The 25,783-nt window shown below is 38.1% G+C and carries 23 protein-coding genes; 10 read left to right on the top strand and 13 right to left on the bottom strand.

What is annotated here, in order from left to right:
• The first annotated feature begins 3 nt into the window (after nucleotides 1–3).
• The 3 genes from ACFIJS_RS01650 to ACFIJS_RS01640 all read left to right on the top strand — a co-directional run bounded on the left by ACFIJS_RS01650 (nucleotide 4) and on the right by ACFIJS_RS01640 (nucleotide 2,701).
• A complete protein-coding gene (locus tag ACFIJS_RS01650) occupies nucleotides 4–1,260 on the top strand; it encodes a cytochrome bc complex cytochrome b subunit (protein WP_375649241.1) in 1,257 nt (418 codons plus the stop codon).
• Nucleotides 1,254–2,150 carry a cytochrome c1 gene (locus tag ACFIJS_RS01645; protein ID WP_375649238.1) on the top strand — a complete coding sequence of 299 codons (897 nt, stop codon included), beginning with the start codon at nucleotides 1,254–1,256 and terminating at the stop codon, nucleotides 2,148–2,150. Before ACFIJS_RS01650 ends, ACFIJS_RS01645 begins: the two co-directional genes overlap by 7 nt.
• Before the next feature lie 110 nt (nucleotides 2,151–2,260).
• A complete protein-coding gene (locus tag ACFIJS_RS01640; RefSeq protein WP_375623390.1) occupies nucleotides 2,261–2,701 on the top strand; it encodes a PRC-barrel domain-containing protein in 441 nt (146 codons plus the stop codon).
• 157 nt (nucleotides 2,702–2,858) lie between these two features.
• Here the strand turns inward: ACFIJS_RS01640 and ychF are convergent, their stop codons facing one another.
• Entirely contained in the window at nucleotides 2,859–3,962 is a 1,104-nt protein-coding gene (gene ychF / locus ACFIJS_RS01635) for a redox-regulated ATPase YchF (RefSeq protein ID WP_375649235.1), read from the bottom strand.
• 265 nt (nucleotides 3,963–4,227) lie between these two features.
• On the opposite strand from ychF, the gene ACFIJS_RS01630 reads away from it, so the two are divergent.
• Complete coding sequence (locus ACFIJS_RS01630; RefSeq protein WP_375649233.1) at nucleotides 4,228–4,971, top strand: L,D-transpeptidase; 744 nt, start codon at nucleotides 4,228–4,230, stop codon at nucleotides 4,969–4,971.
• A gap of 199 nt (nucleotides 4,972–5,170) precedes the next feature.
• Here the strand turns inward: ACFIJS_RS01630 and pth are convergent, their stop codons facing one another.
• Nucleotides 5,171–5,797 carry an aminoacyl-tRNA hydrolase gene (pth, locus tag ACFIJS_RS01625; protein ID WP_375649231.1) on the bottom strand — a complete coding sequence of 209 codons (627 nt, stop codon included), beginning with the start codon at nucleotides 5,795–5,797 and terminating at the stop codon, nucleotides 5,171–5,173.
• Between the two features lie 76 nt (nucleotides 5,798–5,873).
• Nucleotides 5,874–6,503: a 50S ribosomal protein L25/general stress protein Ctc gene (locus ACFIJS_RS01620; protein ID WP_375649228.1), complete on the bottom strand. Its 630-nt coding sequence runs from the start codon at nucleotides 6,501–6,503 to the stop codon at nucleotides 5,874–5,876.
• A 292-nt stretch (nucleotides 6,504–6,795) separates the two neighbouring features.
• Here ACFIJS_RS01620 and ACFIJS_RS01615 point away from each other — a divergent pair, with 292 nt between their 5' ends.
• On the top strand, nucleotides 6,796–8,295 hold the full coding sequence (locus ACFIJS_RS01615; protein WP_375649226.1) for a helicase HerA domain-containing protein: 1,500 nt from the start codon (nucleotides 6,796–6,798) through the stop codon (nucleotides 8,293–8,295).
• On the opposite strand, the gene ACFIJS_RS01610 is transcribed toward ACFIJS_RS01615, so the two are convergent.
• The 4 genes from ACFIJS_RS01610 to lgt form a co-directional block, all read right to left on the bottom strand.
• Nucleotides 8,292–9,224, bottom strand: coding sequence for a ribose-phosphate pyrophosphokinase (locus tag ACFIJS_RS01610; protein WP_012754888.1), 933 nt, complete (start codon nucleotides 9,222–9,224; stop codon nucleotides 8,292–8,294). The genes ACFIJS_RS01615 and ACFIJS_RS01610 overlap by 4 nt on opposite strands.
• 477 nt (nucleotides 9,225–9,701) lie before the next feature.
• Nucleotides 9,702–10,493 (bottom strand): peptidoglycan editing factor PgeF, encoded by a 792-nt coding sequence (pgeF, locus tag ACFIJS_RS01605; protein ID WP_375649224.1) that lies wholly within the window; start codon nucleotides 10,491–10,493, stop codon nucleotides 9,702–9,704.
• A gap of 82 nt (nucleotides 10,494–10,575) precedes the next feature.
• Nucleotides 10,576–11,655, bottom strand: a complete 1,080-nt coding sequence (locus tag ACFIJS_RS01600; protein WP_375649222.1) for a class I SAM-dependent methyltransferase — start codon at nucleotides 11,653–11,655, stop codon at nucleotides 10,576–10,578.
• Nucleotides 11,630–12,508: a prolipoprotein diacylglyceryl transferase gene (gene lgt / locus ACFIJS_RS01595; protein WP_375644054.1), complete on the bottom strand. Its 879-nt coding sequence runs from the start codon at nucleotides 12,506–12,508 to the stop codon at nucleotides 11,630–11,632. Before lgt ends, ACFIJS_RS01600 begins: the two co-directional genes overlap by 26 nt.
• Before the next feature lie 308 nt (nucleotides 12,509–12,816).
• On the opposite strand from lgt, the gene ACFIJS_RS01590 reads away from it, so the two are divergent.
• Nucleotides 12,817–13,098, top strand: coding sequence for an accessory factor UbiK family protein (locus tag ACFIJS_RS01590; RefSeq protein WP_375649219.1), 282 nt, complete (start codon nucleotides 12,817–12,819; stop codon nucleotides 13,096–13,098).
• A 366-nt stretch (nucleotides 13,099–13,464) separates the two neighbouring features.
• The gene (locus tag ACFIJS_RS01585) at nucleotides 13,465–13,965 is read left to right on the top strand and encodes a YbjN domain-containing protein (protein ID WP_375649217.1); all 501 of its coding nucleotides are present in this window, start codon (nucleotides 13,465–13,467) and stop codon (nucleotides 13,963–13,965) included.
• 45 nt (nucleotides 13,966–14,010) lie between these two features.
• On the opposite strand, the gene ACFIJS_RS01580 is transcribed toward ACFIJS_RS01585, so the two are convergent.
• Together ACFIJS_RS01580 and ACFIJS_RS01575 are read right to left on the bottom strand one after the other, a co-directional pair.
• Complete coding sequence (locus tag ACFIJS_RS01580) at nucleotides 14,011–15,351, bottom strand: ATP-binding protein (RefSeq protein WP_375649215.1); 1,341 nt, start codon at nucleotides 15,349–15,351, stop codon at nucleotides 14,011–14,013.
• Between the two features lie 8 nt (nucleotides 15,352–15,359).
• Complete coding sequence (locus tag ACFIJS_RS01575) at nucleotides 15,360–16,073, bottom strand: response regulator (protein ID WP_375649213.1); 714 nt, start codon at nucleotides 16,071–16,073, stop codon at nucleotides 15,360–15,362.
• A 145-nt stretch (nucleotides 16,074–16,218) separates the two neighbouring features.
• Here ACFIJS_RS01575 and ACFIJS_RS01570 point away from each other — a divergent pair, with 145 nt between their 5' ends.
• Nucleotides 16,219–16,863: an MBL fold metallo-hydrolase gene (locus ACFIJS_RS01570; RefSeq protein WP_375649210.1), complete on the top strand. Its 645-nt coding sequence runs from the start codon at nucleotides 16,219–16,221 to the stop codon at nucleotides 16,861–16,863.
• A 51-nt stretch (nucleotides 16,864–16,914) separates the two neighbouring features.
• On the opposite strand, the gene ACFIJS_RS01565 is transcribed toward ACFIJS_RS01570, so the two are convergent.
• The 3 genes from ACFIJS_RS01565 to ACFIJS_RS01555 all read right to left on the bottom strand — a co-directional run bounded on the left by ACFIJS_RS01565 (nucleotide 16,915) and on the right by ACFIJS_RS01555 (nucleotide 21,213).
• A complete protein-coding gene (locus ACFIJS_RS01565; protein WP_375649208.1) occupies nucleotides 16,915–17,565 on the bottom strand; it encodes a BA14K family protein in 651 nt (216 codons plus the stop codon).
• A gap of 730 nt (nucleotides 17,566–18,295) precedes the next feature.
• The gene (gene uvrB, locus ACFIJS_RS01560; protein WP_375649205.1) at nucleotides 18,296–20,638 is read right to left on the bottom strand and encodes an excinuclease ABC subunit UvrB; all 2,343 of its coding nucleotides are present in this window, start codon (nucleotides 20,636–20,638) and stop codon (nucleotides 18,296–18,298) included.
• Between the two features lie 260 nt (nucleotides 20,639–20,898).
• The gene (locus ACFIJS_RS01555; RefSeq protein WP_375623421.1) at nucleotides 20,899–21,213 is read right to left on the bottom strand and encodes an SH3 domain-containing protein; all 315 of its coding nucleotides are present in this window, start codon (nucleotides 21,211–21,213) and stop codon (nucleotides 20,899–20,901) included.
• A 338-nt stretch (nucleotides 21,214–21,551) separates the two neighbouring features.
• Between ACFIJS_RS01555 and greA the strand changes: the two genes are divergently transcribed.
• Nucleotides 21,552–22,025 (top strand): transcription elongation factor GreA, encoded by a 474-nt coding sequence (greA, locus tag ACFIJS_RS01550; RefSeq protein WP_007347010.1) that lies wholly within the window; start codon nucleotides 21,552–21,554, stop codon nucleotides 22,023–22,025.
• Nucleotides 22,026–22,037: 12 nt separating this feature from the next.
• Nucleotides 22,038–23,096, top strand: coding sequence for a glycosyltransferase family 4 protein (locus ACFIJS_RS01545; RefSeq protein ID WP_375649203.1), 1,059 nt, complete (start codon nucleotides 22,038–22,040; stop codon nucleotides 23,094–23,096).
• A 1,043-nt stretch (nucleotides 23,097–24,139) separates the two neighbouring features.
• Here ACFIJS_RS01545 and ACFIJS_RS01540 read toward each other — a convergent pair.
• The gene (locus ACFIJS_RS01540; protein WP_375649201.1) at nucleotides 24,140–25,534 is read right to left on the bottom strand and encodes a TrkH family potassium uptake protein; all 1,395 of its coding nucleotides are present in this window, start codon (nucleotides 25,532–25,534) and stop codon (nucleotides 24,140–24,142) included.
• Nucleotides 25,535–25,783 lie beyond the last annotated feature (249 nt).

The raw sequence follows: 25,783 nt of genomic DNA, 5'->3' as shown, positions 1-25,783 counted from the left end.
GTCATGACAAGGTTTCCTCCTTATTGTCCTAAAAATTCTCTTGCCCGTTGGCTTGATAAGCGTTTTCCTCTTCCTCGTTTTTTTTATAATAAATTTGTGATTTTTCCTGTTCCGCGTAATCTTAATTACTTTTACACATTTGGCGGTATTTTGACCATTATGCTTTTATCACAGCTCTTGACTGGTATTGTTTTGGCTATGCATTATGTTCCAGATATTCATTTGGCTTTTGAAACTAGTGAACGATTTCGGCGTGAAGGGCAGTTTGGTTGGCTTTTTCGTCCATGGCATTGTGTAGGCTCTTCGTTTTTTTTTATTGCTGTTTATATCCATTTGGCACGTGGACTTTATTATGGTTCTTATAAAAACATGCGAGAAATTGTGTGGGTTACAGGTATTTTTATTTATATCATCATGATGGCAATAGCATTTTTTGGTTATGTGCTTGTTTGGGGGATGATGTCTATTTCAGCGGCTTCAGTGATTGCAGGGCTTTTAAAAACGATACCTTTGGTGGGGACATGGTTGCATGAGACACTTCTGGGTGGTTATGGCATAGGACAACCAACGTTGAATCGTTTTTATGTTTTCCATTATGTTTTATCATTTGTTTTGCTTCTTTTTGTGGGGCTGCATATTTGGGCAATCCATTGTGTTGGGCAAGGCAATCCAACGGGTCTTGCTATACAATCAGATAAGGAAACGGTTCCATTTTCACCTTATGCGCTTATTAAAGATATTTTTGCTATTACTGTTTTTCTGATCTTCTTTGCCTGGTTTTTGTTTTATATGCCTGATTATATGGGGCAGGCTGAAAATTATAGTGTGGCAGATCCTTTAAAGGCACCTCTTCGTGTGGTTCCAGAATGGTATTTTTTGCCTTTTTATGCGATGCTTCGTGCTATAACTTTTGATATTGGTATTTTCCCTTCAACTTTTGTGGGCTTTGTTTTATTCGTCAGTTCGATTTGCATTTTAATTTTTGTGCCATGGTTAGACCGCTCTAAAATATGTTCAGCAAGATATCGACCTGTTTATAAAATTTTCTTTTGGGCATTGGTTATTGATGTCGTTTTCCTTGGCTGGTTGGGGTCAAGAGAAATAAATGACAAAATTCTTTTATGGACGCAATTGGCTACGGTTTATTATTTTATATTTTTTTTGGTTATTTTGCCAATTTTGCCAGCGTTTGAAAAAAATTGTTCTCTTCCTTCTTCAATTATGCAAGATTTAAAACAGAAAAAAAAGAGTCTATGGTAAATGTTTTTGTCGGACTGATTGTTATCATTGCTATGAGTTTTTCTGCTCAGAGTTTGGCGAGTGATGCCTCTGATCAGGAGGAGGAATTTATTTCTTTTCCTTTACGGATTCCTAAAAAACAAGAATGGAGTTTTTCAGGACCATTTGGTCTTTATGATAAGGCGCAATTGAGGCGTGGATTAAAGGTTTATAGACAAGTTTGTTCCAGCTGCCATGGGCTAAAATATGTGGCTTTTCGCAATTTAAAAGCTCTTGGATATAATCAAGAACAGATTAAAGCTTTGGCGGGGCAATATGAAGTGCGCGATGGTCCTAATCGAGAAGGAAAATTTTTTAAACGTGCCGGGGTTGCAACGGATTATTTTCCTTCTCCTTTTGCACATGAAGAAGAAGCAAGATTTATTTTGAATAGTGCTTATCCTCCAGATTTGTCATTGATGGCACGTGCACGTGGTGTATCTTTGCCGTTTCCTGCTTTAATTACTGATGCATTGACTCATTATGATACAGTTGGTCCAGATTATATTACAGCTCTTTTAACAGGATATCAGAAGGCATCGAAGGAGATAAAAATTGCGGATGGTTATTGGTATAATCCTTATTTTATTGCTGGTAATTCTTTAACTATGGCTCCTCCTTTGAGTGATGGTATGGTGGCTTATGAAGATGGAACCCCAGAAATCATTGAACATTACGCGCGCGATGTTTCTGCTTTTTTGATGTGGGCTGCCGATCCTCATATGGAAATTCGTAAAAAAACCGGTTTTCGTGTTATTTTATTTTTAATCATTTTTGCAGGGCTTGTTTATATTTTAAAAAATCGTATTTGGTGTGGTTTAGAAGAAGAGTTAGAGAAAGAAACAAAAAACGAAATAAAGATAAAATGGTAAAGCGACAAGGCTTGAAAGAGTATAGAGTATAAAGAGCATAAGGAACAAATCTGTTTATGATGCATTGAGGTTTTATAAAGTAAAAGCAAAGTAAAAACGGAGATGTTAAAATGAAAAAAATTGTATGTACTACTCTTATGTCAGTTTTGATGGTTTCTAGTACTTACGCTCAGTCTTTTGAAGTGCCTTCAAAACCTGAAATGATCTCTTCGACGGGTATTGTACAGGTGGGGCTAGATAAGTCTGTGCGTTATGTGACACCTTTAGCAACCGATTTTGTTGCTTCCAGCCTTATAGGCGCCAATGTCTATAATATAGAAGATGAAAATATTGGTGAAGTAAAAGATATTATTTTACGTGAAAATAATATTGCAGGGTTTGTTGTTGCTGTTGGTGGTTTTCTTGGCATAGGCGAGAGTTATGTGGTCGTTTCTCCAGAAACAATCCAGATGACAAATGATTATGGTAAATGGAAACTCATTACAAATGCGACAAAGGATTCTTTAAAGGACGCTCCAACATTTAAATACGAAGGGCGTTGGACACGCTAATTTTATATTTCCATTGTTTAATGGATAAAACTGTTGCTACCATAATAATATGCTAGCAACAGTTTTTTGTTCAAAAAACTCTTAGGAGCTTTTGCGACAAGATTCCAAGGACCTATTACAAAGTTTTCAAGATAAACTATTAAGACAGAGTGAAGATTTAAGTATTATGTTTAAATAACATGACATCGCCATCTTGCACAATGTATTCTTTTCCTTCATCACGGGCTTTTCCTGCTTCTTTTGCACCGCTTTCTCCACCCAGAGCAATATAGTCATTGTAGCTTATGGTTTGGGCACGAATGAAACCGCGCTCAAAATCTGAGTGAATAACGCCAGCTGCTTGGGGAGCTTTTGTACCACGCGTAATTGTCCATGCTCGTGTTTCCTTAGGTCCAGAGGTGAAGTAAGTAATGAGATCAAGTAAATTGTAACCAGCGCGAATAAGGCGATTTAAACTTGGTTCAAAGAGTCCTAGAGCATTGAGATATTCTGATGCTTCAGCATCACTCAGTTGTGTGATTTCCGCTTCGATAGAAGCAGAAATGATAATGCTTTGCGCATTTTGCTCTGTTGCCATTTTTTCAACTTTTTGGGTAAAGCTATTTCCATGAGCGGCGTCATTTTCGCTTACGTTACAAACATAAAGTACAGGCTTGGAGGTTAAAAGATTCAAACTCTTAAGAATGTGGTGTTCATCGGAAGAGATATCTTTGGGTAATAACCGGACAGGGTATCCCTGTTGCAGTATGTTTAATGCTTTTTCCATAATGGGTAAAATTGTCAGAGCTTCTTTGTCTTTTCCGGTTGCTCGTTTACGGATTTGTATGATTCGTCTCTCAAGACTTTCAAGATCCGCAAGCATGAGTTCGGTTTCAACCGTCGTTGCATCATAAATGGGATCAATACGTCCTTCTACATGGGTAATATCTTCATTTTGAAAACAGCGTAAAACGTGGACAATGGCATCAACTTCGCGAATATTGGCTAAAAATTTGTTTCCTAAACCTTCGCCTTTTGAAGCTCCTCGTACAAGCCCCGCAATATCGACGAAGTTAATGCGTGTAGGAATCATTTCTTTTGAACCAGCGATTGATGCAATTTTTTCCATTCGTAAATCTGGAACAGCAACTTCACCGGTATTGGGTTCAATGGTACAAAAAGGATAATTGGCAGCCTGTGCAGTGGCTGTTTTTGTTAATGCATTAAAAAGAGTTGATTTCCCAACATTAGGTAATCCGACAATACCGCATTTAAAGCCCATGAGAGTCTTTCTTTTTTTGATTTTATAGTCAAGATAAAGCTTCTTTTTTATAGCATATTTTCAGAAGAGTTATAGTCTTTGTGTTGCGATAAGTGAGAAAAAAGTCTAAAGTAACAGATAATCTGCTTTTTTTACCTTAGTTCTTCTTATCTTAATGCTCTCCTTAGTCTCAAGGATAAGAAAACTTCGAATTAATCTTAATAGTGTGCTAAGTTTTTCATGGTATGCAAATCTGCATAAATAATTAATCGGAGAAAATAGAAGAGTGTTATCTCGTTGTGCCTTTTTAATTGCAGCACTTTTGGCTTTGGCTGGATGTGCTACACATCAGTCAGATATGTCATCGGTTCCTTTTCAACAAGTCCGATACATTCCACCAGAAATACAGGCTTTTTACGGTCCTGTAACGAATGAGACCTATTCGTTACCTGCTATTGATCTTGCGACAATTGATCCAAAGTTTTGGCGACAAGAAGTAATTTATTATACATCTTATCCACCTGGAACATTGGTTATAGATACGCAAGAGTGTTTTCTTTACCTTATTGGTGAAAATGGAAAAGCTTTACGTTATGGGATTGGGGTCGGTAAGGAAGGTTTAGCATTTGAAGGTGAAGGGGTTGTACAGCGCAAGCGTCGGTGGCCAAATTGGGCTCCTACTGCAGCTATGATGGCTCGAGAACCAGAACGTTATGGTCATCTTGGGAAAGGAATGCCACCAGGACCCGATAATCCATTAGGTGCGCGGGCACTTTATTTGTTCAAAAATGGGAAAGATACACTTTTCCGTATTCATGGCTCACACGAATCGTGGTCAATTGGGCGTGCTATTTCAAGTGGATGTATTCGTTTGCTTAATCAAGATATTATTGATCTTTATGATCGTGTTCCCGTTGGTTCGCGTGTTGTGGTCTTGCAAAACAATAGGAGTATTCCTATAGTTTATAGTCAACAATCAAATAGCTACGATCCGCTACAGTCGACCATTCAGCCAAATGAATTTTTTTAATTTGGGGGAGAAGATTGGAGAGAGCCGTTTGAGTATTTTGGTTTGCTGTTCAATTTTCTCTTTCTCTGAAAAAGAATTAAAGCCTTTCTTTTTCAAAAGTGTGTACAAGCTTGTATTCTTCTTATTCTATTTTCTAGCTTCTCACGTTGCCAATAGATTTTGCCTTTGAGAAAGTTTATAAGAGGCATTTTTTCTTTTTTCAAGAGTTCTTATCCGTATGCTTCACGCGACTGTGACACGCAAGCCAATAGTTTTGATTGTTTTTTATCGTTTGTGAAACTTCATTCATAAAGAGGGATTTGTCATTTTTTATAAGGAGAGCGATATTTTTTGCAATTGCCTTTAAGAGAGGGGATAACCATTCTTGATCAGATTTGGTAAAATTTCCCAGAACATGCCGATGAACAAGTTCTTTGCTTCCAGGATGACCAATTCCTATACGTATACGACAATAGTCAGTACCACAATGGGCATCAATAGACTTAATGCCATTATGCCCATTATTTCTTCCACCAATTTTTATACGAACTTTTCCCGGTGACAGGTCTAACTCATCATAAATGATGATCAAACTCTTCAAATCTAACTTATAAAATCGCAAAGCTTCACCGATAGCTTGACCAGAGAGATTCATGAAAGTTTGTGGTTTTATAAGAAAAATTTTCTCATTATTTATGAAACCATTGGAGATTTTTGCTTGAAACTTCTTTGACCATGGAGAAAAAGAAAAGGACTGATAAATGGCATCAACAGCCATAAAACCGATATTATGGCGGTTATTTCGATATTGTAAACCAGGATTGCCAAGACCAGCAATAAGCCACATGTGTATCTTCAGTCAAAGTATGAGTAAGGGGAATGTTTCATAAATTAAGGCGGAAAAAATTCCCGCCTTTAGAGTTTTATGAAGTTTGCGTGTCTTCTTCATCATTTTCTTGCTCAGAAGTTTCATCGCTGATATCCATGCCAGCAGGAGCTGCAATGGTTGCAATGGTAAAGTCTCGATCTTGGATGATGGCAGTCACATCTTTTGGCAGTTGCACTGCTGAAATGTGAATAGAATCACCAATAGAGTAGCTGGAGAGATCAATTTCAATAGCTTCAGGAATAGCACTTGCTGGAGCAGTACATTCAATTTCGTGCCGAACAATATTGAGGACACCACCCTTTTTAAGTCCAGGTGCTGTATCTTCATTGAGGAAGTGGACAGGAATATTCACTTCTACAACGGATTTTGCTGAAATGCGTAAGAAATCTACATGGAGGGGAAAGTCACGCACGGGATCTAATTGATAATCTTTTGGCAAAACCATAATTTTTTTCTTGTCAAGAATAATCGTTGCAATGGTGGTACGAAAGCCACCGGCATGAATTTTGTAGAAAATTTCTTTATAGGGAACTGTTATTGCCAAGGGAGGTTGTTTTTCACCATAAATGACAGCAGGAATAAGACCGTTACGACGAAGTTCACGGGAGGACCCCTTACCAACCCGCTCGCGTTTTTCGGCCTTAAGAGTGTAGCTTTTGCTCATAATTTAAGTCCTTTTTACATGATTGGAGATCCTTCAAAAACAGTAATAGTTTTTGCATGGATATGAAGATATGCGCTAACCACCAGCGATCGCTCCATTCTACGTTGCCTCCAAGGGTGTCTACGCAGAAGTTTGTTCTATAATTCAAACTATTCATAGATGCAAGAGTTGTGGGAAAAATCGATGATTTCTACCGTTAAAAAGAAGGAAATGTTACAAATTACGGTGTGGATAGAGAATCAACCAATATGCGCTGGCGCTGATATGTTCAAAATCAAACACTGGAGATGTTATGAAGGTTGAGATTGCCTTGGGTGAAATGTCAGAGAGTCGTACTTTGCATAAATCGATGCCAGCACTTCTTGATCTGGAAGAATTATTGGCGACACGTCTTCTTGTACAAGGTAATTCCGGTTCAGGGAAATCACATCTTTTACGCCGTCTTTTGGAGCAAAGTGCTAAGTGGGTGCAGCATTGTGTAATTGATCCAGAAGGCGATTTTGTAACTTTGGAAGATAAATTTGGTCATGTTATTGTAGAGGCGCAACGTAGTGAATTAGAATTGACTCGTATTGCCCATCGCATTCGACAACATCGTGTTTCGGTGGTATTTAATCTTGAAGGTTTGGATACTGAACAACAGATGCGTGCTGTAGGGGTTTTCCTTGGGGCACTGTTTGATGTGGAACGTGATTACTGGTATCCTATGCTTGTCGTTGTCGATGAAGCACAATTGTTTGCTCCAACTGCGGCAGGAGAAGTTTCTGATGAAGCACGTAAGATTTCTCTTAGTGCTATGACCAATCTTATGTGTCGAGGGCGTAAACGGGGTCTTGCTGGTGTTATTGCGACACAACGTTTGGCTAAGCTGGCCAAAAATGTTGCTGCTGAAGCTTCAAATTTTTTAATAGGGCGGACTTTTTTAGATATTGATATGGTGCGCGCTGCTGATCTTTTGGGAATGGAGCGTCGCCAAGCGGAAATGTTTAGAGATCTTAAGCGAGGAAATTTTATAGCTTTAGGCCCCGCTTTATCACGACGACCCTTACCAATCATTATCGGTTCGGTTGAAACTTTGGCACGCTCTTCTAGCCCTAAATTAATGCCACTTCCAACAGAGCGGGATGATGTGCAAGAGCTCGTTTTTACTGCTTCACCAGAGGAAATTTTAACGCCATTTAAACAAACACGAGAGCCGATGATGGAAAAATCAATGCACGAGATGTTAGAGGAGGTAGTGCATAAAAAACAAGAGTTGTTGGAAGAAAACCCGAGTCTATTTCCTGAACTTTTTGATGTTGAGAGTGACGGCCAAGCAGAACATATTATTCGGGAAATTCTTGAGGATTCTGAGGCTTTTTATCGTTCAACAGCGGTGCTTTATCAAGATTTTTCAGTTCGTTGCCGTATCCATGGTATGTCAAAGGTTCCTTTTAATCTTTCACAATTTCGGCGTAAATTGGCTATTGCTCAGGCTTTTGTTGATGAACAAACGGCTGTCAGTGAACATTGGAAACATATTTTGCAGATATCAGAAAGTTTGGAAGAAGAAGTCCAAGGAGTCTTCTTGAATGTAGCACAGGCCGCATTAGGGAGAAAGCCATGTCCATCTGATGCATTTTTAGCACGTCTTTATGGGACTCATTCTTTAAGTCGTGCACGCCGACTTTTAACCTACTTTGAAGAGCGTGGTCTTATTGTTATTCATACGCATTTTAGTGATCAACGTATTGTTGCATTTCCTGATCTTGGCATTGAAACAGCACCAGGAGACCCCAAGGAACCACTTTAACCAAATAAGCTGGAAACCGATTGTTCTGCTGCTGTCCTTGCTATTGCTTCTCCAATAAGGTCGGCAATGGGTAAAACACGAATATTATGGGCTTTCTCAATAGCTTGTGTTGGCATAATTGAATCTGTAATAACCAATTCCTTCATCTCTGAATTGGTAATTCGTTCGATTGCATTACCAGAAAGAACACCGTGCGTGATATAAGCCGTGACACTATTGGCACCATGTTTAAGCAGAGCACTTGCTGCATTGCATAAAGTTCCACCTGAATCAACGATATCATCAAGCAAAAGGCAATCTTTTCCCGATACATCTCCAATGATATTCATAACCTCTGATTCACCAGGACGTTCACGACGTTTATCAACAATAGCAAGCAAACTGTTCAAACGCTTTGCGAGCGAGCGTGCGCGGACCACACCACCCACATCAGGTGAAACAACAATAACATTTTCAAGAGAATAATGAACTTTGACATCGCGAGAAATGACAGGAACAGCATAGAGATTATCTGTAGGGATATCAAAAAAACCTTGAATTTGTCCTGCATGAAGGTCCAATGTTAAAACACGATGGGCCCCTGCTTCAGTAATCAGGTTGGCAACAAGTTTTGCAGAAATAGGAGTCCGTGGTCCTGGTTTTCTATCTTGGCGGGCGTAGCCAAAATAGGGTATTACCGCTGTAATACGACGCGCAGAAGAACGACGAAGAGCATCAATCATGATGAGCAACTCCATCAAATGATCATTTGCGGGATAGGATGTAGACTGCAAAACAAAAACATCCTGTCCACGTACATTTTCATGAAGTTCTACGAAAATTTCTTGATCAGCAAAGCGCTTTACAGTTGCTTTGCCTAAGGGGATGTTCAAATAATTTGCAACATCTTCAGCTAGGCGTGGATTAGAATTTCCGCAGAAAAGTTTCATAGTAGAACCTCTGAATCATCATGGTGGGAATGCGACACGGTTTTTAATTTCTTTTTATTAAATTGCAAGAGAACAATTACAAAAGCCTTACAATTTTATCTATTATTGTTAAAGAACTATGCGGTATGTTTTCTCTTTTTCCAAAAGTTTGTTACTTTATAGAGCAAAGTTTTTTCTCCATGCGGCAAAGAAATACATATTGATTAAGCTTTTTGGTTATTACTTTATAAAAAATGCTTTCAATATGGAGAATGTTTCATATCTATGATGAATGAAGGGGAGTAATCAAAAGGAGTATCATCTTGCCTTCAATCATTATAACCAAACATTGAAAATGATTCATAGAGAAGGCTATCATATTTTATGGGCTGGTAGATAATTTCGTGAAAAAAGCAAAGTACAACGGAATTTATTGTTACATTTGGGTAAAAAGTTTAGTTTTGCAGTTTTGGTATTGTTCTCAAGCATAAAAAGGACTCATCTTTTGTTTTTCAGCATAATAGCAGAAATTTGCCGTCCGTAATCGGGTTCGTTGCGGTGTATTGCACGGCGATAGGAGAAAAAACGCTTTTCGTCTTTGTAGGTGCAAAGCTTTACACAAGAAGCATTGACGCCTGCTTCTGTTAGTTGATTTATAATGAATGCCCATAGATTAAAGCGAAAGTGATTTATTTTGTCTGTTTTTAAAAAATACTTTTGGTATTTACTGTGGCAATCAATAAATTGATCGTAAAATTCACCTGTTACTTTATAGTGGCAAGGACCAATACAAGGTCCAAGAACCGCTATTGTTGATTGTCTTTTGGCTCCTTGTTTTTTCATAACAGCAATTGTTTTCTCGATAATTCCATTTAAGCTTCCGCGCCAGCCAGCATGAGTTGCAGCGATGACACCTGCTTGAGGATCAGCAAATAAAATTGGACCACAATCTGCTGTAAGAATGCCAATTACGAGATCTTTTCTAGTCGTAACGAGAGCATCAGCTTGAGGGGGGAAGCCTATAAAAGCTTGATCAACGATAACGACTTCACAAGAGTGTATTTGATTGACTGTGACTAAATTTTGTGCCTCAACATCAAAATAATGAGCGATCAAAGTACGGTTTTGTGCAATATGTTCAGGATAATTATTTGAGCTTTGGCCAACATTAAGGCTTTGGTAAAGGCTTTTTGAAAGACCACTTTGACGAGTAAAAAAACCATGTTTTAACCCTTGGTGGTGAAAAGAAGAAAGATTTTTTGCAAGGATAGGAATAGGGACAGGATTCATAAAAGTTCCTTATATGGGCAGTTATTTTCAAAGTAAGAATGGTGTATGAGATGCATGTGTCAATAAGTATTATTGACGGTCGTTAAAACGTAGGAGGTAGTGGTATATTTTTATCACAAACATACAAGACTTTAAATAATTTCCCCATTTGATCTGGACTGACTAATCGTTCCATATCTTGGCGGATTTTGTCTTGCAGTGTAGCGCTTTTGCTCGTTCCAAGCTGTTTTGCACGTTCTAGCAGCCCCATTTTTAAAAGAAAATCTCCTTGCTCGAAAATTTCAGCAAAACAACCTTGTTCAAGAGCTATTTTTTTTAAAAAGAAAAAACCAACATGCGATGTTAAATCATGTTCACCAGGAGCATCGAAAATACCACGGAATCTGTGTTTTGACAGCGCTTGCAGTGTATCACCAAATGCAAGATCAGCAGCACCATAATCAATGAGCAAAGCAGAACCTTTTCTTTGTATTAAGCGGTTGCTGATGTGTTGCATAAATTGATGCCGTAAGGGCGCATGTTCAAAAATTGTTCCATCAGGGACATTAGAATCGTAAGATTGTAAGCAAGAAGAAGGAAATTTACGCGGGTCAGCAATAAATGTGAACTCTCCATTTTGATCGATTGTAATGCGGCGTTCTCTCCATTCTCCCTTAATTTTAATATACTGGTTGATGGGGAGTGTATCGAAGAATTCATTGGCTATTAAGAAGAGTGGTTTTAAGGGGATTTGATCAAAACGTTCAATGCTATGGATTTGTTTTTGATAGGAGGCAAGGCGCTTTTTTTGTTCCTCTGCGAGCCTTTTACTTATTTCAAGGAGAAAAACTTCAGCGGCATTAAATGCTGTCGTGGATAATTTTTGAATGGTACGCAAAACATCATCCATGAGAGTTCCACGTCCTGGACCTATTTCAGCTAGAATAAAAGGGTGAGGACAATCATGAGCGTTCCAACTTGCGAGAGTCCAAATCCCAATCATTTCTCCAAATAATTGGCTTATTTCAGGTGCTGTAATGAAATCACCGGTACGTCCAAAAGGTGTTTGTGTTTGATAATAACCAAATTGAGGATCGGTAAGTGCCAACGTCATATATTGGCTAACAGTGATTGGTCCATTAAGGGCAATAATTTCTTTAATTTTTTCTTTTAGATTGTCCATTTTCTGTCGATTTATATTTAAAGGCGTGGAGAAGAAGATAAAAACCTAAAAGAAGCATGGGAAGAGATAAAGCCATGCCATAGGTAAAACCAGTAGAATGGAAAAGAGTCGAAAACCATTCTGGATCTTCTTGAGGTGCACGGTAAACTTCAGAAATGCTGCGTGCTATTGCGTAGCCTATAATAAATGTTCCTGATACAGTACTGGGACGTTTTAATGCGTTGAACCCAAAAATAAGAAGGCACAAGATGATGAAGAGAAGAAATCCTTCCATGAATGCTTCGTAAAGCTGGCTTGGATGGCGCGGTAGATAGTGAGGATCGAGAGGAAAACAAACAGCCCAAGGACGTGTAGTAATATTGCCCCATAACTCTTGGTTGATGAAGTTGCAGATTCGTACAATACCGATACCAATAGGAGCACCTGCAGCAATGATATCAAACATGGCTCGTATGTTAATATGATTTTTACGGGCAAACCAGATCATAGCAATGATAATACCAATAAGTCCGCCATGAAAGGACATTCCCCCATCCCATATGGCAATGATAGCACTTGGATGGTTAAAATAGTAAATGGGATCCCATACAAGAACTTGTCCTAAGCGTCCTCCGACAACAACACTTATGGCAGACCAGATAACAAAATCTCCGATCTTTTCTTTATCCATAGGAGGGTGGTCTCTATACCATAGAGATGTTTTTTTTAATAATTTTTGCGCATACCACCAAGCAAAAAGAATACCCACCACGTAACCAAGTCCATACCAATGAAGTGCTATGGGACCTAGCTGGATAATGACAGGATCAAGAAAAGACGGAAAAGCAATGGCTGGACAAGACAGATTGTTCATGAATTAAGCATCTTAACATTATACGAGATGAATATGAAGTGACTCTGATAGTCAGAAATGACAGATGAATGCACAATGGTCAAGTCAATAGGGGGGGCTAGTCAGAAAGGGGGATAGATTTCCACTGGTTGATCGCGGTAAAAAAATATGATGATAAAAGGAATATTAAAAAAGCTTAAACAAAAACGTCATGGAAAATCTGCACAATATACAAAATATAGGGTAAAAGGAACAAGTTACAGTATCTAAATGTTATGAGAATACGCTATAATGCGTGCGTCAATAATTAAAATTTAAGGAAAAATGTTATGCGTAATGGATCAAATCGTATTCTTGATGAATTAGCAAAATTAGCAACAGATGCTGCTGACGTCGCACAAGGTATACGACGTGACGCTGGAACAGCTTTTCGTGTACAGGCTGAAAAGATAGCAAACAAACTTGATCTTGTTTCTCGCGAAGAGTTTGAGACTTTTAAGGAGATGGTGCTGAAAATCCATGCTGATAATGCTGATTTGAAAAGGCGCCTTGATGATTTAGAAAAAGATAATTTAAAAAAGCAGACACAAAAAAGTAAAATAGTTTCTTAAAAAAAGAATCTTCAAAAAATATCCCCAATTTTTCAGTATGATGCGTAAAACTAAAAAATGCTTAATCTTGAGTCTGTTAGAGCGGAGCATTTGTTTATTTTTGATTTTTTTTTGGGTAAAATACATTTTTTTGAATCAGGGGGGCTGGCGCTATGAAATTGTATCAATACACTGAAAAGACTTGATGATTCGTTTTATAACTATCAAGTTGCCCTAAATAGCGCGATTGTGTTCTGGGTGTTTGTGTACTGTCGATGTTTTTATGTGTATTTGTTTGGTGTAAAGGGTCTGATTGTAGCAAAATATTGTTACAGTTTAGGCGGTTTATATTCTGTTGACAATGTTTTAAGATGATTGAGGATTGTGATGAGGCTTGCATTTTGCGCCACAGAAAGAAAAGAGCACCCTGTTGACTTTATCGAACAGATTGCCTGTGAATATGATTGGTCGTTTGAGCGGGATGCGCAAGATGAAATTAGCGTTTGTGTGGAAGGAAAACGCACAAATTATCGTCTTGCTTTTTCATGGATGGAGGAGCATGAAGCACTTCATCTGGCTTGTTCATTTGATCTCTTTATTAAAAATACTCGAACAGCTGAAATACAGCGCTTATTGCTAGCAATTAATGAAAAGTTGTTGTTGGGGCATTTTGATTACTGGCAAAGGAATAATTCAGTTATTTATCGGCAAGGTCTTCTTTTGGCTGGTGGGGTGCATCCATCTCATATACAGGTTGAAACATTGTTGATACATGCACTTAAAGCCTGTGAAAGCCATTATGTTGCATTTCAGATGGTTGCTTTGTCAGGAGAAAGTGCTTACAAGGCACTGCAGTATACTTTGTTTGAAACTGTAGGGAATGCCTAAAATATACAGTCTGTTATTTTTACAGACGGTTTGCTGAAATATTGCTCATAAAGGGATATCAAGAATAGCGCGTAATCCCCCGAGTGGGCTCTCATCTAATTGTATATTGCCACCATGGCTGCGTGCTATGTCTTGAGCAATAGAAAGACCAAGTCCTGTTCCACTTGCATCTTGATTTCGCGCTTTATCAAGTCGAAAGAATGGCTTAAAAACTTCTGTGCGCATATTTTCATGAATTCCAGGTCCATTATCATCGATTATCAATATAAAAGATTCTTGTTGAGAGTTAGCTGTTAGTTTAATGGTCGTGCCGTAACAAAATGCATTTGATACAAGATTGCTGACCAAGCGTGTGAAAGCACGGGGACGTACTTGTATTTCTGTAGGACCTTCAATGGTGTAAGAAAATTGACGTTTGTGAAGATAAGCATCGGCGGAAAATTTTTGCATAAGAGCATTTAAATCAAAGCTTTTAACACTTTCATTCCCTTCACCACGAGCAAAGGCAAGATAATCTTCTAACATATTTTGCATGTCACTTACATCTTGCTCAAGCGGTTTAATATCAAAGTCAGTATTTACTAACGCTAGCTGAAGTTTAAAGCGTGTAAGAATGGTTCTTAAATCATGACTTACTCCTGAGAGCATCATGGTACGTTGTTCAATTTGGCGCTCAATACGTTCACGCATGCGTAAAAAAGCGATACCTGCACGACGGACTTCATCAGCTCCTTGTGGTTGAAATCCTTTTGGTAAAGGACGACCGCGTCCAAAGCTTTCTGCGGCTTCAGCTAATTGTTGAATCGGTTTGATTTGATTGCGCAAAAAGTAAATTGCTATCAGCAATAAAACAAGAGCTGTTCCTACCATCCAGCTTAAAAAAATAGCAGTATTGGAAGCATAGGCTTGGCTACGTGGAGCAAAAACGCGTAAGATGTTGTGACCAAGGTGGATACGGATTTCAACAAGGTCAGAATCTCCTACGGTATCGATCCAGAAGGGGCGGTTAATTTGGCGAGTGATTTCTTCACTTAAAAAATAGTCAAGAATTGCAAAAAATGGCTTAGGTCCTGGAAGGGGTAAGGAGGTAGGAGATAGAATAGAAATGTTTAATCCCATACGTTGTTGTGCAATACGCTTGATATCTTCATAGTTATCTTGTTGTGGGTATGTTTCAAGAATATCAATAATGGCTGAAATATCATGCACGACAGCCGTTGAAAGACGTTCGGTTACCATTTGCCAATGGCGTTCCATAAAGACATAAGCAATGACCGTTTGCAGAAGCACCATGGGAGCGATAATAATGATCAAAGAGCGAGCATAAAGCCGTTTAGGCATTTTTTTCGTTAACCATCGAAGAAAAAATCTTAAAGGTTTGATCATTCTTATGCCTATTCAATAGAGAGTTTATACCCTATTCCTCGCACGGTTTGGAGCCATATAGGCAGTGCTGGGTTTTTTTCGATCTTACGACGAAGGCGGTTGATTTGTACATCAATGGCACGTTCACTTATATTGCTATTATTGCTGTCATCGGTCACGAATTTATGGCGCGGAATTGTATCGCCTGCATTTTCGGCAAACATGACCATCATTTCTTGTTCTTTATCTGTTAATTTAATAATTTCTCCTCCTTTTTTGAGTTCGCGTCGTGAAATTGAAAATATATAAGGACCAAAAACGATTTGCTCAATTTTGGGTTGGCTAAGGGGAAAACCACGTCGTAAAATGGCGTTGATGCGAAGGAGAAGTTCACGAGGGTCAAACGGCTTAGGCAGATAATCATCTGCCCCTACTTCTAATCCACGGATACGATTGTCTATTTCTGATAAAGCTGTTAACATGAAGATAGGAACATCTTTTGTTTGGCGGAGTGAATGAGTAAGATCAATACCGTTTTCACCAGGCATCATGACATCAACAATAAGAAGATCAAAATCTAAACTTGCCAACAGTCGTCTTGCTTCATTAGCATTGGCTGAAACTGAAACACGAAATCCATTTTTAATGAGAAACTGAAATAAAAGATTGCGGATACGAGTGTCGTCATCAATCACAAGAAGATGAGGTGCGTCATCACACAAAACTTGAACATGATCGGCCATTCTTAAAAACCTTGACAAAAATTTAGTTTACACAAAATGCAAGTTTACATAAGTTGTATAAAGCTGTCGAGCAGGTTATTTTTTGTAGAGGGAGAGGGAATGCTTCTTATAAACTTAGAAAAATTTTACTTTTGAAAAGGACGTCATGGGTAAGCTTAGTACACATATTATTCCGGTTACACCTTTTCAACAAAATTGCACTTTACTTTTTGATAATGAACGAAAAGTAGGGGTTCTCGTTGATCCTGGTGGTGATTGGCCACGGATTCAAAACGTAATTGAAAAGAATGGCGTTATCGTTGAGGCTATTTGGATAACGCATGGTCATTTTGATCATGTGGGAGCTGCAATGCAAGCGAAAGAAGCGCTTGATGTTAAAATCATCGGTTCTCATCGCGATGATAAGCCTGTGATGGATGCCGTGAGCGAAAGCGCAAAAAATTATGGCATCACGGATGCTTGCATCTGTATTCCTGACCAATGGTTAGAAGATGGTGAGTGCGTTCATTTTGCTGGACATGTGTTTAGGGTTTTTCACACCCCAGGACATTCTCCTGGTCATGTTATTTATTTCAATGAAAGAGAACGCTTCGCTCTCTTGGGTGATGTTCTCTTTCGTGGTTCTATTGGACGCACTGATTTTCCCTTCTGTTCTCATGAAAAACTGATGAGGTCTCTTCGAGAAAAAGTTTTATCCTTAGACGACGACGTTCATTTTATTTGTGGGCATGGCCCCAAAAGTAGCATAGGTTATGAGCGCCAATGGAACCCTTTTCTCCAAGAGATTTAAGGGGGAGGGCATCAAAAACCCGCTTTAGAGCGGGCTTGTCTCAATGTCAATTCAATTTACTGGAGCATAGCAGATATGATTTAAGCCATCACTGCCTCGAAAAGTTCCTGTTTTAGGGTTGAAGGAACGGTATTTTTTCTTGCAATAGTTAAGCCAATCAGATTCCCATGATTGTTGTACTGGCTCATATTCCACTGTTTGTTGTAGCTGATAAACCCTTTGATTTTGCGGAACTTTTTGATAAACCACCTGATTTGGTGGTGCGATTTGATAAACAAATTGTGGCTGTTCTGGTTGCTTAAAAACTTTGCCAAGAATTGCGCCTGCTGCAAGACCAAGAATGCCCGCTGCTAAAGCATCTCCTCCGTTATTTATATGAATATGACTGTGTTTTGTCTTTTCGTGCTCGACATAATGGTACGTCTTGCGTTCCACATGATGATGCTCCGTCCTTCTATGTCCGACATAATGACGCTTGTGGGGATCATCAAAAGAGTGATATTTACTGTGAGAAGAATGGGAGCTAAAATTGTAAAACGGAAAATCAACCCTCCTCTTCATTTCCCTTATCGTATCATCTATTTTTCTCTTCACATAGTTACTATGATCCCATGCCATATCTGCAAGCGTTGTATCTAGCGGTATAAAAACGGTTACGGCTGACATTGCTGATAATACTGCTAGCTTGATCACCTTTTTCATAATGACACTCCTTATGTAAATTCGCATTTTTCGCATCATACACGTGTCAAACTGAATAGAGCCTGAACAATTTTTGACTTTATTTTGACAAAATGAATAAAATCTATTTAATTAAACCTGTTGCGGGCACGATAAAATAAAATCATGACAAAATTTTGATTTCAATTAATATATTCTGCTTAAGGTTAATTAAATTGAGAGCACCCGATTGTTTACTATGGGATATAACCCCTTTATTTAGAAATGATTTTTTTATTGCTTGATACAATATGAATTGAACAATAGGCGTATGAATAAAAGCTATAGTTTTTGTCATCATAGGCTTAATGGTGTTATGATAAAGTCTTATTTTACTTTATTTGTGTTATAGGATACTGTCCTGTTTGACTATTCTCTTGTGAGGTTAAATAATATTTATTTGGATATCAGAATATAAGTGTATAAAGATAATATATTTCAGGAATTTTTTTTGATATATATAAGACATTCTCTTTAAATTTGTCTGCGTTTTTTAGAGTTTAGAAGTTTTTTAAAGTTTTAGAGATTTTTTATAACGTGGTTTAACAAGAAAAATTGCTTAAAAAGTGAATAATTTTAAGCGTTTTTTATAAAATGTTCTTTCTTATGTTGTTTTAGACAAATTGGAGCATCCTTGATGTTTGAGGTTATCTATTTTTCGGATAATGCTGTTTGCTTTTGAGCTTTAGTCGTTTTTTAGAAGAGCAAAAGCTTATTTTAGGCGGTTTGAAATTTCTTGCTCCTTTGTTGGTTGCATTTTTTTTCGTTTTATTGTTGCTTGATTAGGGGTACTTTTTCGAGATTTCCCTTTTTGTTTTTTCAAAATACCAGTGTCCATGGTTGGTCCCATGTGTGCAAGGTCTGGTTTGGAGAAAAGACTTGGTTGTAACACGGGCTCACGAGTGGATTGTTTGCTATGATGTGTTAAGGGATTTTCTGCGATTTCTAATTCTATTTTTTGTAGCTGTTTGATTTCATCACGAAGCCGTGCTGCTTCTTCGAAGTTGAGATCAGCAGCTGCTTCATGCATTGATTTTTCAAGGTGTTTAATATGAGATGCCAAATTGTTGCCAACCATATTTTTTTTCTCGATGACATCAGGGATGTTTGTGCGAATATGGTTGTTTTCATAGCCTGAATTGAGAATATCTCCGATATTTTTTTTGATACTTTTCGGTGTGATGTGGTGTTCTTCATTATAGGCGATTTGTTTTTGTCGACGTCTTTGTGTCTCCTGTAAGGCTCGTTTTATGGAACCAGTGATTGTATCTGCATAGAGGATAACACGGCCATCTACGTTACGTGCAGCACGTCCGATTGTTTGTATAAGGGAAGTTTCAGAGCGCAAAAAACCTTCTTTATCGGCATCTAGAATGGCAACAAAACCACATTCTGGAATATCTAAGCCTTCTCGGAGCAAGTTGATACCGATGAGGACATCAAAGGTGCCAAGCCGCAGATCGCGTAGAATTTCAATACGTTCTAATGTGTCAATGTCAGAATGCATATAGCGTACGGGAATGCCTTGCTCGTGGAGATATTCAGTTAAATCCTCTGCCATACGCTTTGTTAGAACAGTCACCAATGTGCGATAGCCTTTTTGAATTGTTTTACGAATTTCATTCACAACATTATCGACTTGATTACTGGCTGGACGAACCTCTGTTGGTGGATCAACAAGTCCTGTCGGGCGAATAATTTGTTCAGCAAAAGTGCCGTGAGATTGTTTTATTTCCCAACGTCCTGGTGTTGCAGAGACGGCAATAGTTTGCGTGCGCATGGCATCCCATTCTTCAAAGCGTAAAGGACGATTATCCATACAGGAGGGGAGGCGAAAACCATATTCCGCTAGAGTTGCTTTTCTTCGAAAGTCTCCTCGGTACATACCACCAATTTGGGGAATGGTTACATGGCTTTCATCGATAAAAACAAGAGCATTGTTTGGAATATATTCGAACAAGGTTGGTGGTGGTTCACCAGGTTTTCGTCCTGTTAAATAGCGTGAATAATTTTCGATTCCAGAGCACGAGCCGGTAGTTTCCAACATTTCTAAATCAAAAATTGTACGCTGTTCCAAACGTTGTGCTTCTAAAAGACGTCCAGCTGCGTTTAATTCAGCGAGGCGTTGTACCAGTTCTACTTTGATTGATTTCATTGCTTGGTTGAGTGTTGGGCGTGGTGTTACGTAGTGTGAATTGGCATAAATTTTAATCGATTGAAGGTCACCTGTTTTTTGCCCTGTGAGAGGATCAAATTCAGTAATTGTTTCTACTTCATCGCCAAAGAGCGAAATACGCCAAGCTCGATCTTCAAGGTGGGCAGGAAAAATTTCGATTGTATCTCCTCGGACACGAAAAGAACCGCGAATGAAGTTAATATCTTGTCGATGATAGTGTTGGGCAACTAAATCAGTCAGTAATTGTCGTTGATCGAGTTTGTCACCTTTTTTTATTTGCAAGGTCATCGCAGTATAGGTTTCTACTGAACCAATCCCGTAGATACAAGATACGGATGCAACAATAATGACGTCATCACGTTCAAGTACGGCCCGTGTGGCAGCATGGCGCATACGATCGATTTGTTCATTAATAGAAGATTCTTTTTCAATATAGGTGTCAGAGCGTGCAACATAAGCTTCTGGCTGATAATAGTCGTAATAAGAAACAAAATATTCGACAGCATTATGGGGAAAAAAACTTTTAAATTCACCGTATAGTTGTGCTGCTAGAGTTTTATTTGGTGCTAAGATCAGAGCTGGACGCTGTGTTTTTTCAATGACTTTGGCCATGGTATAGGTTTTTCCTGAGCCGGTAACACCTAAAAGCACTTGAGTGCGCTCATTCTTCTCAATTCCCTCAACCAAAGCTTTAATTGCTTTAGGTTGGTCCCCTGTAGGTTCAAAGGATGTTGCAAGTTGAAATGGAATACCACCTTCAGATTTTTCAGGACGAACAGGGCGGTGGGGTGTCCATAATGTGCCATTCTTAAAAAGAGGGTTGCCTGAGGCAATCAGAGCAGAAAGAGCTTCTACAGTTGCTGTAACACCATTTTTCATTGTTGTATCCTTTGATAGAAAAGTGCTGGTGATTTTAAAGAAAACACTAATTTTTACAATTTCATTACGACAACAGAAAAACGTTATTAAACAGATTTATTTTGGTTTATTGGAGCTTTCATTAGGATATTGATCAAGTTTTTTCTATGAGACAAATTCTTCGAAGTGTTTCTTTGGAAGGGGCATATTTGTGGTTGTTCGTGGACACTATTGCATTTTTGCCATGATGATATTCAAGATGGCATAAGTTATTATGGCTGTTATGGAGAATAATCGGTACGTTTGGGCACTAAAGACATTGTGTATGTGTGATAAAGATCATTTCCATCTTTAAATGAAAGATAACGAGATGACACCCAACCTATTTGAGTGTTGTATCGAATATGGCACCAATTTCCTGCACAGTTTTTAACAAAAACCAATTCTCCAGCAGAGATTAAGCCGCAACGTGCATACTGAGTGCTGGGACCTGTTCTAAAATTAAGATTTCTCGTAACAAAAGCGTCTGCAGCTTCAGATACTGTTGTGGCGAAAAAGAGAGAGCCAAATATAAAAAAAATGACGATTTTTTTCATTTTTCTGTAAAGAATTTCTTTAGAAATTTTCTATCCTTCTCTCTTCGTATCTCATATGAGTTCTTTTTCTAGATTATGATAAAACAGAAAAAAATACAATTCTTTCTTCTTTAGGTCAATTTAAAGAGAAGAGTGAAGTTTAACGTTTTAAACACCAAAATGAGATGTTTTAATCACTATTTGTGCATGTTTTGTTTCCTTTATTTATTTTTGTATGGAAAATAGCGATACTGTACTATATAATAAAAAAGATCGTAGTTTTCGGATTCCAAAAGTAATTTTGGAAGCCGTTTTTTGTATTTTTATTAAACCTTCCGTGTAATAGAAAGGGACGGATTATGGAAAAAGTTCCGATGACTACAGCTGGTTTTGAGAGTCTTAAAGAAGAGTTGCGTTGGCGTCAACAACAGGAGCGTCCGCGAATTATTGAAGCAATTTCTGAGGCGCGTGCACATGGTGATTTATCAGAAAATGCTGAGTATCATGCAGCTAAAGAAGCGCAAAGTCATAATGAGGGGCGTATAAATGAGCTTGAAGATTATATCGCACGAGCAGAAGTTATAGATGTCTCGCGTCTTTCAGGCGACAAAATAAAGTTTGGAGCAACCATTAAACTCTTGGATGAGGATACCGAAGAAAAAAAAGTGTATCAGATCGTAGGAGATCAAGAAGCTGATGTAAAGGTTGGTAAAATCTCTATTTCTTCGCCTATTGCACGTGCACTCATTGGCAAGCAAGAAGGTGATGTGATTGAGGTGAATGCACCCGGTGGTGCGCATAATTACGAGATCATTAAGGTTCAGTACATCTAAATATGGATTATTATGCGTGTATCTTTGGACGAAACTGAGATTATTGCGCCTCACTTTAAAAGGCGTTTATCGGGAGTAACATCTACGATTATTCAGCTTATTCCACTGCAACGCGAACAAGGGGTGCGTATATCCACTTTGGGGTTTGGTTTACCACAAACTTTGCCGATCCTTGCCTTTAGAGACCTTTTCGGACTTTGGAAAAGTCCGAAAGGGAAGCCATTTCGTATTTGGCATGCACGACGCAATATTGAGATGCTTTGTGGGATCTTTTTGCGCGATATCTTGAAAATGAAGCTGAAACTTATTTTCACATCGGCTTCACAACGCCATCATAAGTCTTTTACCAAATGGTTGATTCGCTGTATGGATAGGGTTATCGCTACCAGTACACATACGGGCGCTTATCTAGAAGTGCCTCATAGGGTTATTATGCATGGGGTGGATGTGAGGCGTTTTACTCCACCACAGACTCTTGATGATTGTTTTTCTTCAACAGGATTTCCAGGAAAATATGCGGTAGGATGTTTTGGGCGTCTGCGCTGCTCAAAGGGAACAGATTTATTTGTTGATGCCATGATAGCATTATTGCCTGACTATCCTGAGTGGACAGCACTTATCGCTGGTCGTACGACAGAGCAATATTATCATTTTGAAAAAGAATTACGCCAAAAGATTGCTAAGGCCGGTTTGGATGATCGCATTATTTTTCTTGGTGAGATTCTAGACATCCCTTTGTGGTATCGTCGTTTATCACTTTATGTTGCACCCTCTCGTACAGAAGGTTTCGGTTTAACACCATTAGAAGCAATGGCATCACAGGTTGCGGTTGTAACGAGTGACGCAGGAGCTTATAAAGAATTGGTTGTAGAAGCGATAGGAACAGTTGTAAAAGCAGGAGATGGTTCGGCTTTAACGGCAGCAATTGAATCTTATTTTGCTGATGTAGAAAAAACATTGATAGCCGGAAAGAAAGCTCTAACCTATGTTCGTACTCACTTTCCTTTGGAAAAGGAGACTGCCGAGATTGGACGTGTTTACAAAGAACTGTTTGCAGAAAAAACACTTTGATTATTATATCAGAAATCTTCTTGAGGAATGATAAAAAGTGTTTTCCTTAAAGTTTTTTTATAGTCATCAAGAAAACAGCTCAATAATATAAATGTTATTTTACAAAATTTATATTGTCTTTAGTAGAACGCTATAAGAAGTTCTCAAAATTTTGAATAAAAGATTAAAAATGTATACGCTTGAGAGCGATATATGGTTTATGATAAAGCGTACTAGGAAAGAGGAAAGCTATAACTCAAGTCTGGGGTATTTATGCACTATCTTATACGGTGTCGTGCTGAATATATATTGATTATCCATAGATAAATTACCTTTTCAATTTGAATAAGAGCTTTGAATATCGTAAGATTTTCCCATGTCAAATCTGTTGATATTAAATCAATGAGAGCTATCCTCTTGCACATCATAATTGGAAGAAGGCATGTGGTGGATAAAAACTATTGAAGACGAGATATAAAGAGATTTCTTATAAATTGTCTGAAATGCGGCTATTACGACATTAACAGAAAGAAAATAATATGGTGGTACTAATTTATATCTTATTTTGTGGTACCGATTTGCACCTTATTATTATTTAAGTAAAAATGATGGTGCCCATTTTATCTCTTTCATGAGGGCTGTCGTGAAATGGGGATGATGAGTATTGTGAGATGTTTTTTTACAAGCTTGTGAATTCGTAATATAATATCATTTTATTTTCTATAAGGATGTAACTCTATTAAAAAAAACACTTTTATCAGCAAATATTCATATTTTTGCATGAGAGATTATTCATAAAAAAGATGTTCTATGCGTCCACTTTATTTGATAAACAAGATCAATAAAGTGAAGTTTTATATATTATGGCTTTGAAAGCTCTCGGTATTTTATTGTTCTTATTGAATTATTTTTATATCAACTTTTATATCATTGATATGATGATTTGTATGAAATTTTAGGAAATCTTCAGTGGATTGAGTGAGGGGTGAATATTATGACGCATACTGTTCACACCTTTTTATCTTGTAAATTTTTTATCATGGTAGAATAAAATGCTCTATACATTAGAATTGTTCACGCCAGAAAGCGGGAATAAAAAGGACGAATATTGTTATGATTTCAAGGCGTCCAGCTAACATTAGAAAACTTAAAATCCATAAAGCATTATCGTTGATTGTAGAGAAATTACCAGCGGGGCCAATAATATCTCCAAAGCCGGGACCAACATTTGAAAGTGCGGTTAAGACCCCCGTAAAGGCAGAGGTAAAGTCAAGACCGGTTGTAAGCAAAAGTGCAGTACCGATAACAAGGCAAAACATATAAAGACAGACAAAAAACAAAACGGCTTGAGCAACATCGTTTGATATATTTGAGTGATCGTAGCGCGCCTTTACAACGACATTCGGAGAAAGAAGTTTTTCTATATTTGTTTGTGTAATACGCCAAAGAATAATGAGGCGATTGATTTTCATGCCACCAGAAGTAGAGCCAGCACATCCACCTGTAAAAGAAACGATGAAGAAAACTCCAAGCGCAAACGGTCCCCAAAGTTGATAATCTTCAGCGCTATAACCTGTGGTGCTAATAATGGATGAAAGGTGAAAAATGACATCAAGGAAAATCAAGTGGAAAGCGCGATGATCATAAAACCGTAGCCATGCCGCTAAAGCAAAGCTGAAAAGGAGAACAATATGCAGAAAAACAATCACTTGTGGGTCAAGGAAGCGTTTGGAGTGTCCAGGAAGGACTAATTTAACATAAAGTACGAAGGGCAAAGCAGAAAGCAACATGAAGATTGTTGAAATAACTAAGATGGCTGGTGTATCAGAAAAATAGCCAAAAGAAGCATCATGCGTTGAAAAACCAGCCGTTGCTACTGTACTCATTGCATGGTTAATGGCATCAAATAAATTCATGCCTGCAGCAAAATAAGAAAGCATACAAGCCAATGTGAGTCCAACATAAGCGATGATGATTCCGTTAGCAATTTGGTTGATCCGAGGCAATATTTTTTCAGATTTATCAGATGATTCCATATGAAAAAGTCGTACGCCACCCACACGCAGTGAAGGCAAAAGCAAGAGGGCTAAACCGATAAAACCAATGCCCCCAATCCAACATATAATAGAACGCCATAACAAAATACTTCGCGATAAATTATCAAGATCAGAAAGGACTGTGGAGCCTGTTGTTGTAATTCCAGAAACAGATTCAAAAATGGCTCCTGCTAGAGAAATGGGAAGAGGAGAAATATAAAGAGGTAAGGCACCTACGATGCTTCCTGTTAGCCAAAGACAAACAGTGAGCATAAAGCCGAGCCGCGCTGAAAAACGACAAGTAGCTCCCTTAGTTGCTAAAAGAATCAGCGTTGCTAACATGGTAGTTATGGTACAAGAATAGAGAAAGATTATCCAATCACGATTTTTGTCATGCAAATCCACAAAAATTGGCAAAAGCATTGCTCCTCCCATGATTAACGCAAAACGTGCACAGACATTGATAATAAACTGAAAAATGACCGTTCCCTATCTTTGTATCTCTTTTTATTATGGTTTGGTGCTCATAAGAATTTACGTTTTTTTCTTTATAGGATAAAGATTAATTCTTAACATTAGCATGCCTTGATGAATTAGTAATCAGACCTTTTCATAAAACTTAAAAAGAAGTACATATAACATAATTGAGGCTCTTGAAAAATATTTTTTTTA

The sequence above is a fragment of the Bartonella sp. OT172YNZD genome (genome assembly GCF_042193725.1).
GTDB lineage: Bacteria > Pseudomonadota > Alphaproteobacteria > Rhizobiales > Rhizobiaceae > Bartonella > Bartonella grahamii_A.
This window is presented reverse-complemented; position numbering and strand designations above follow the sequence as displayed.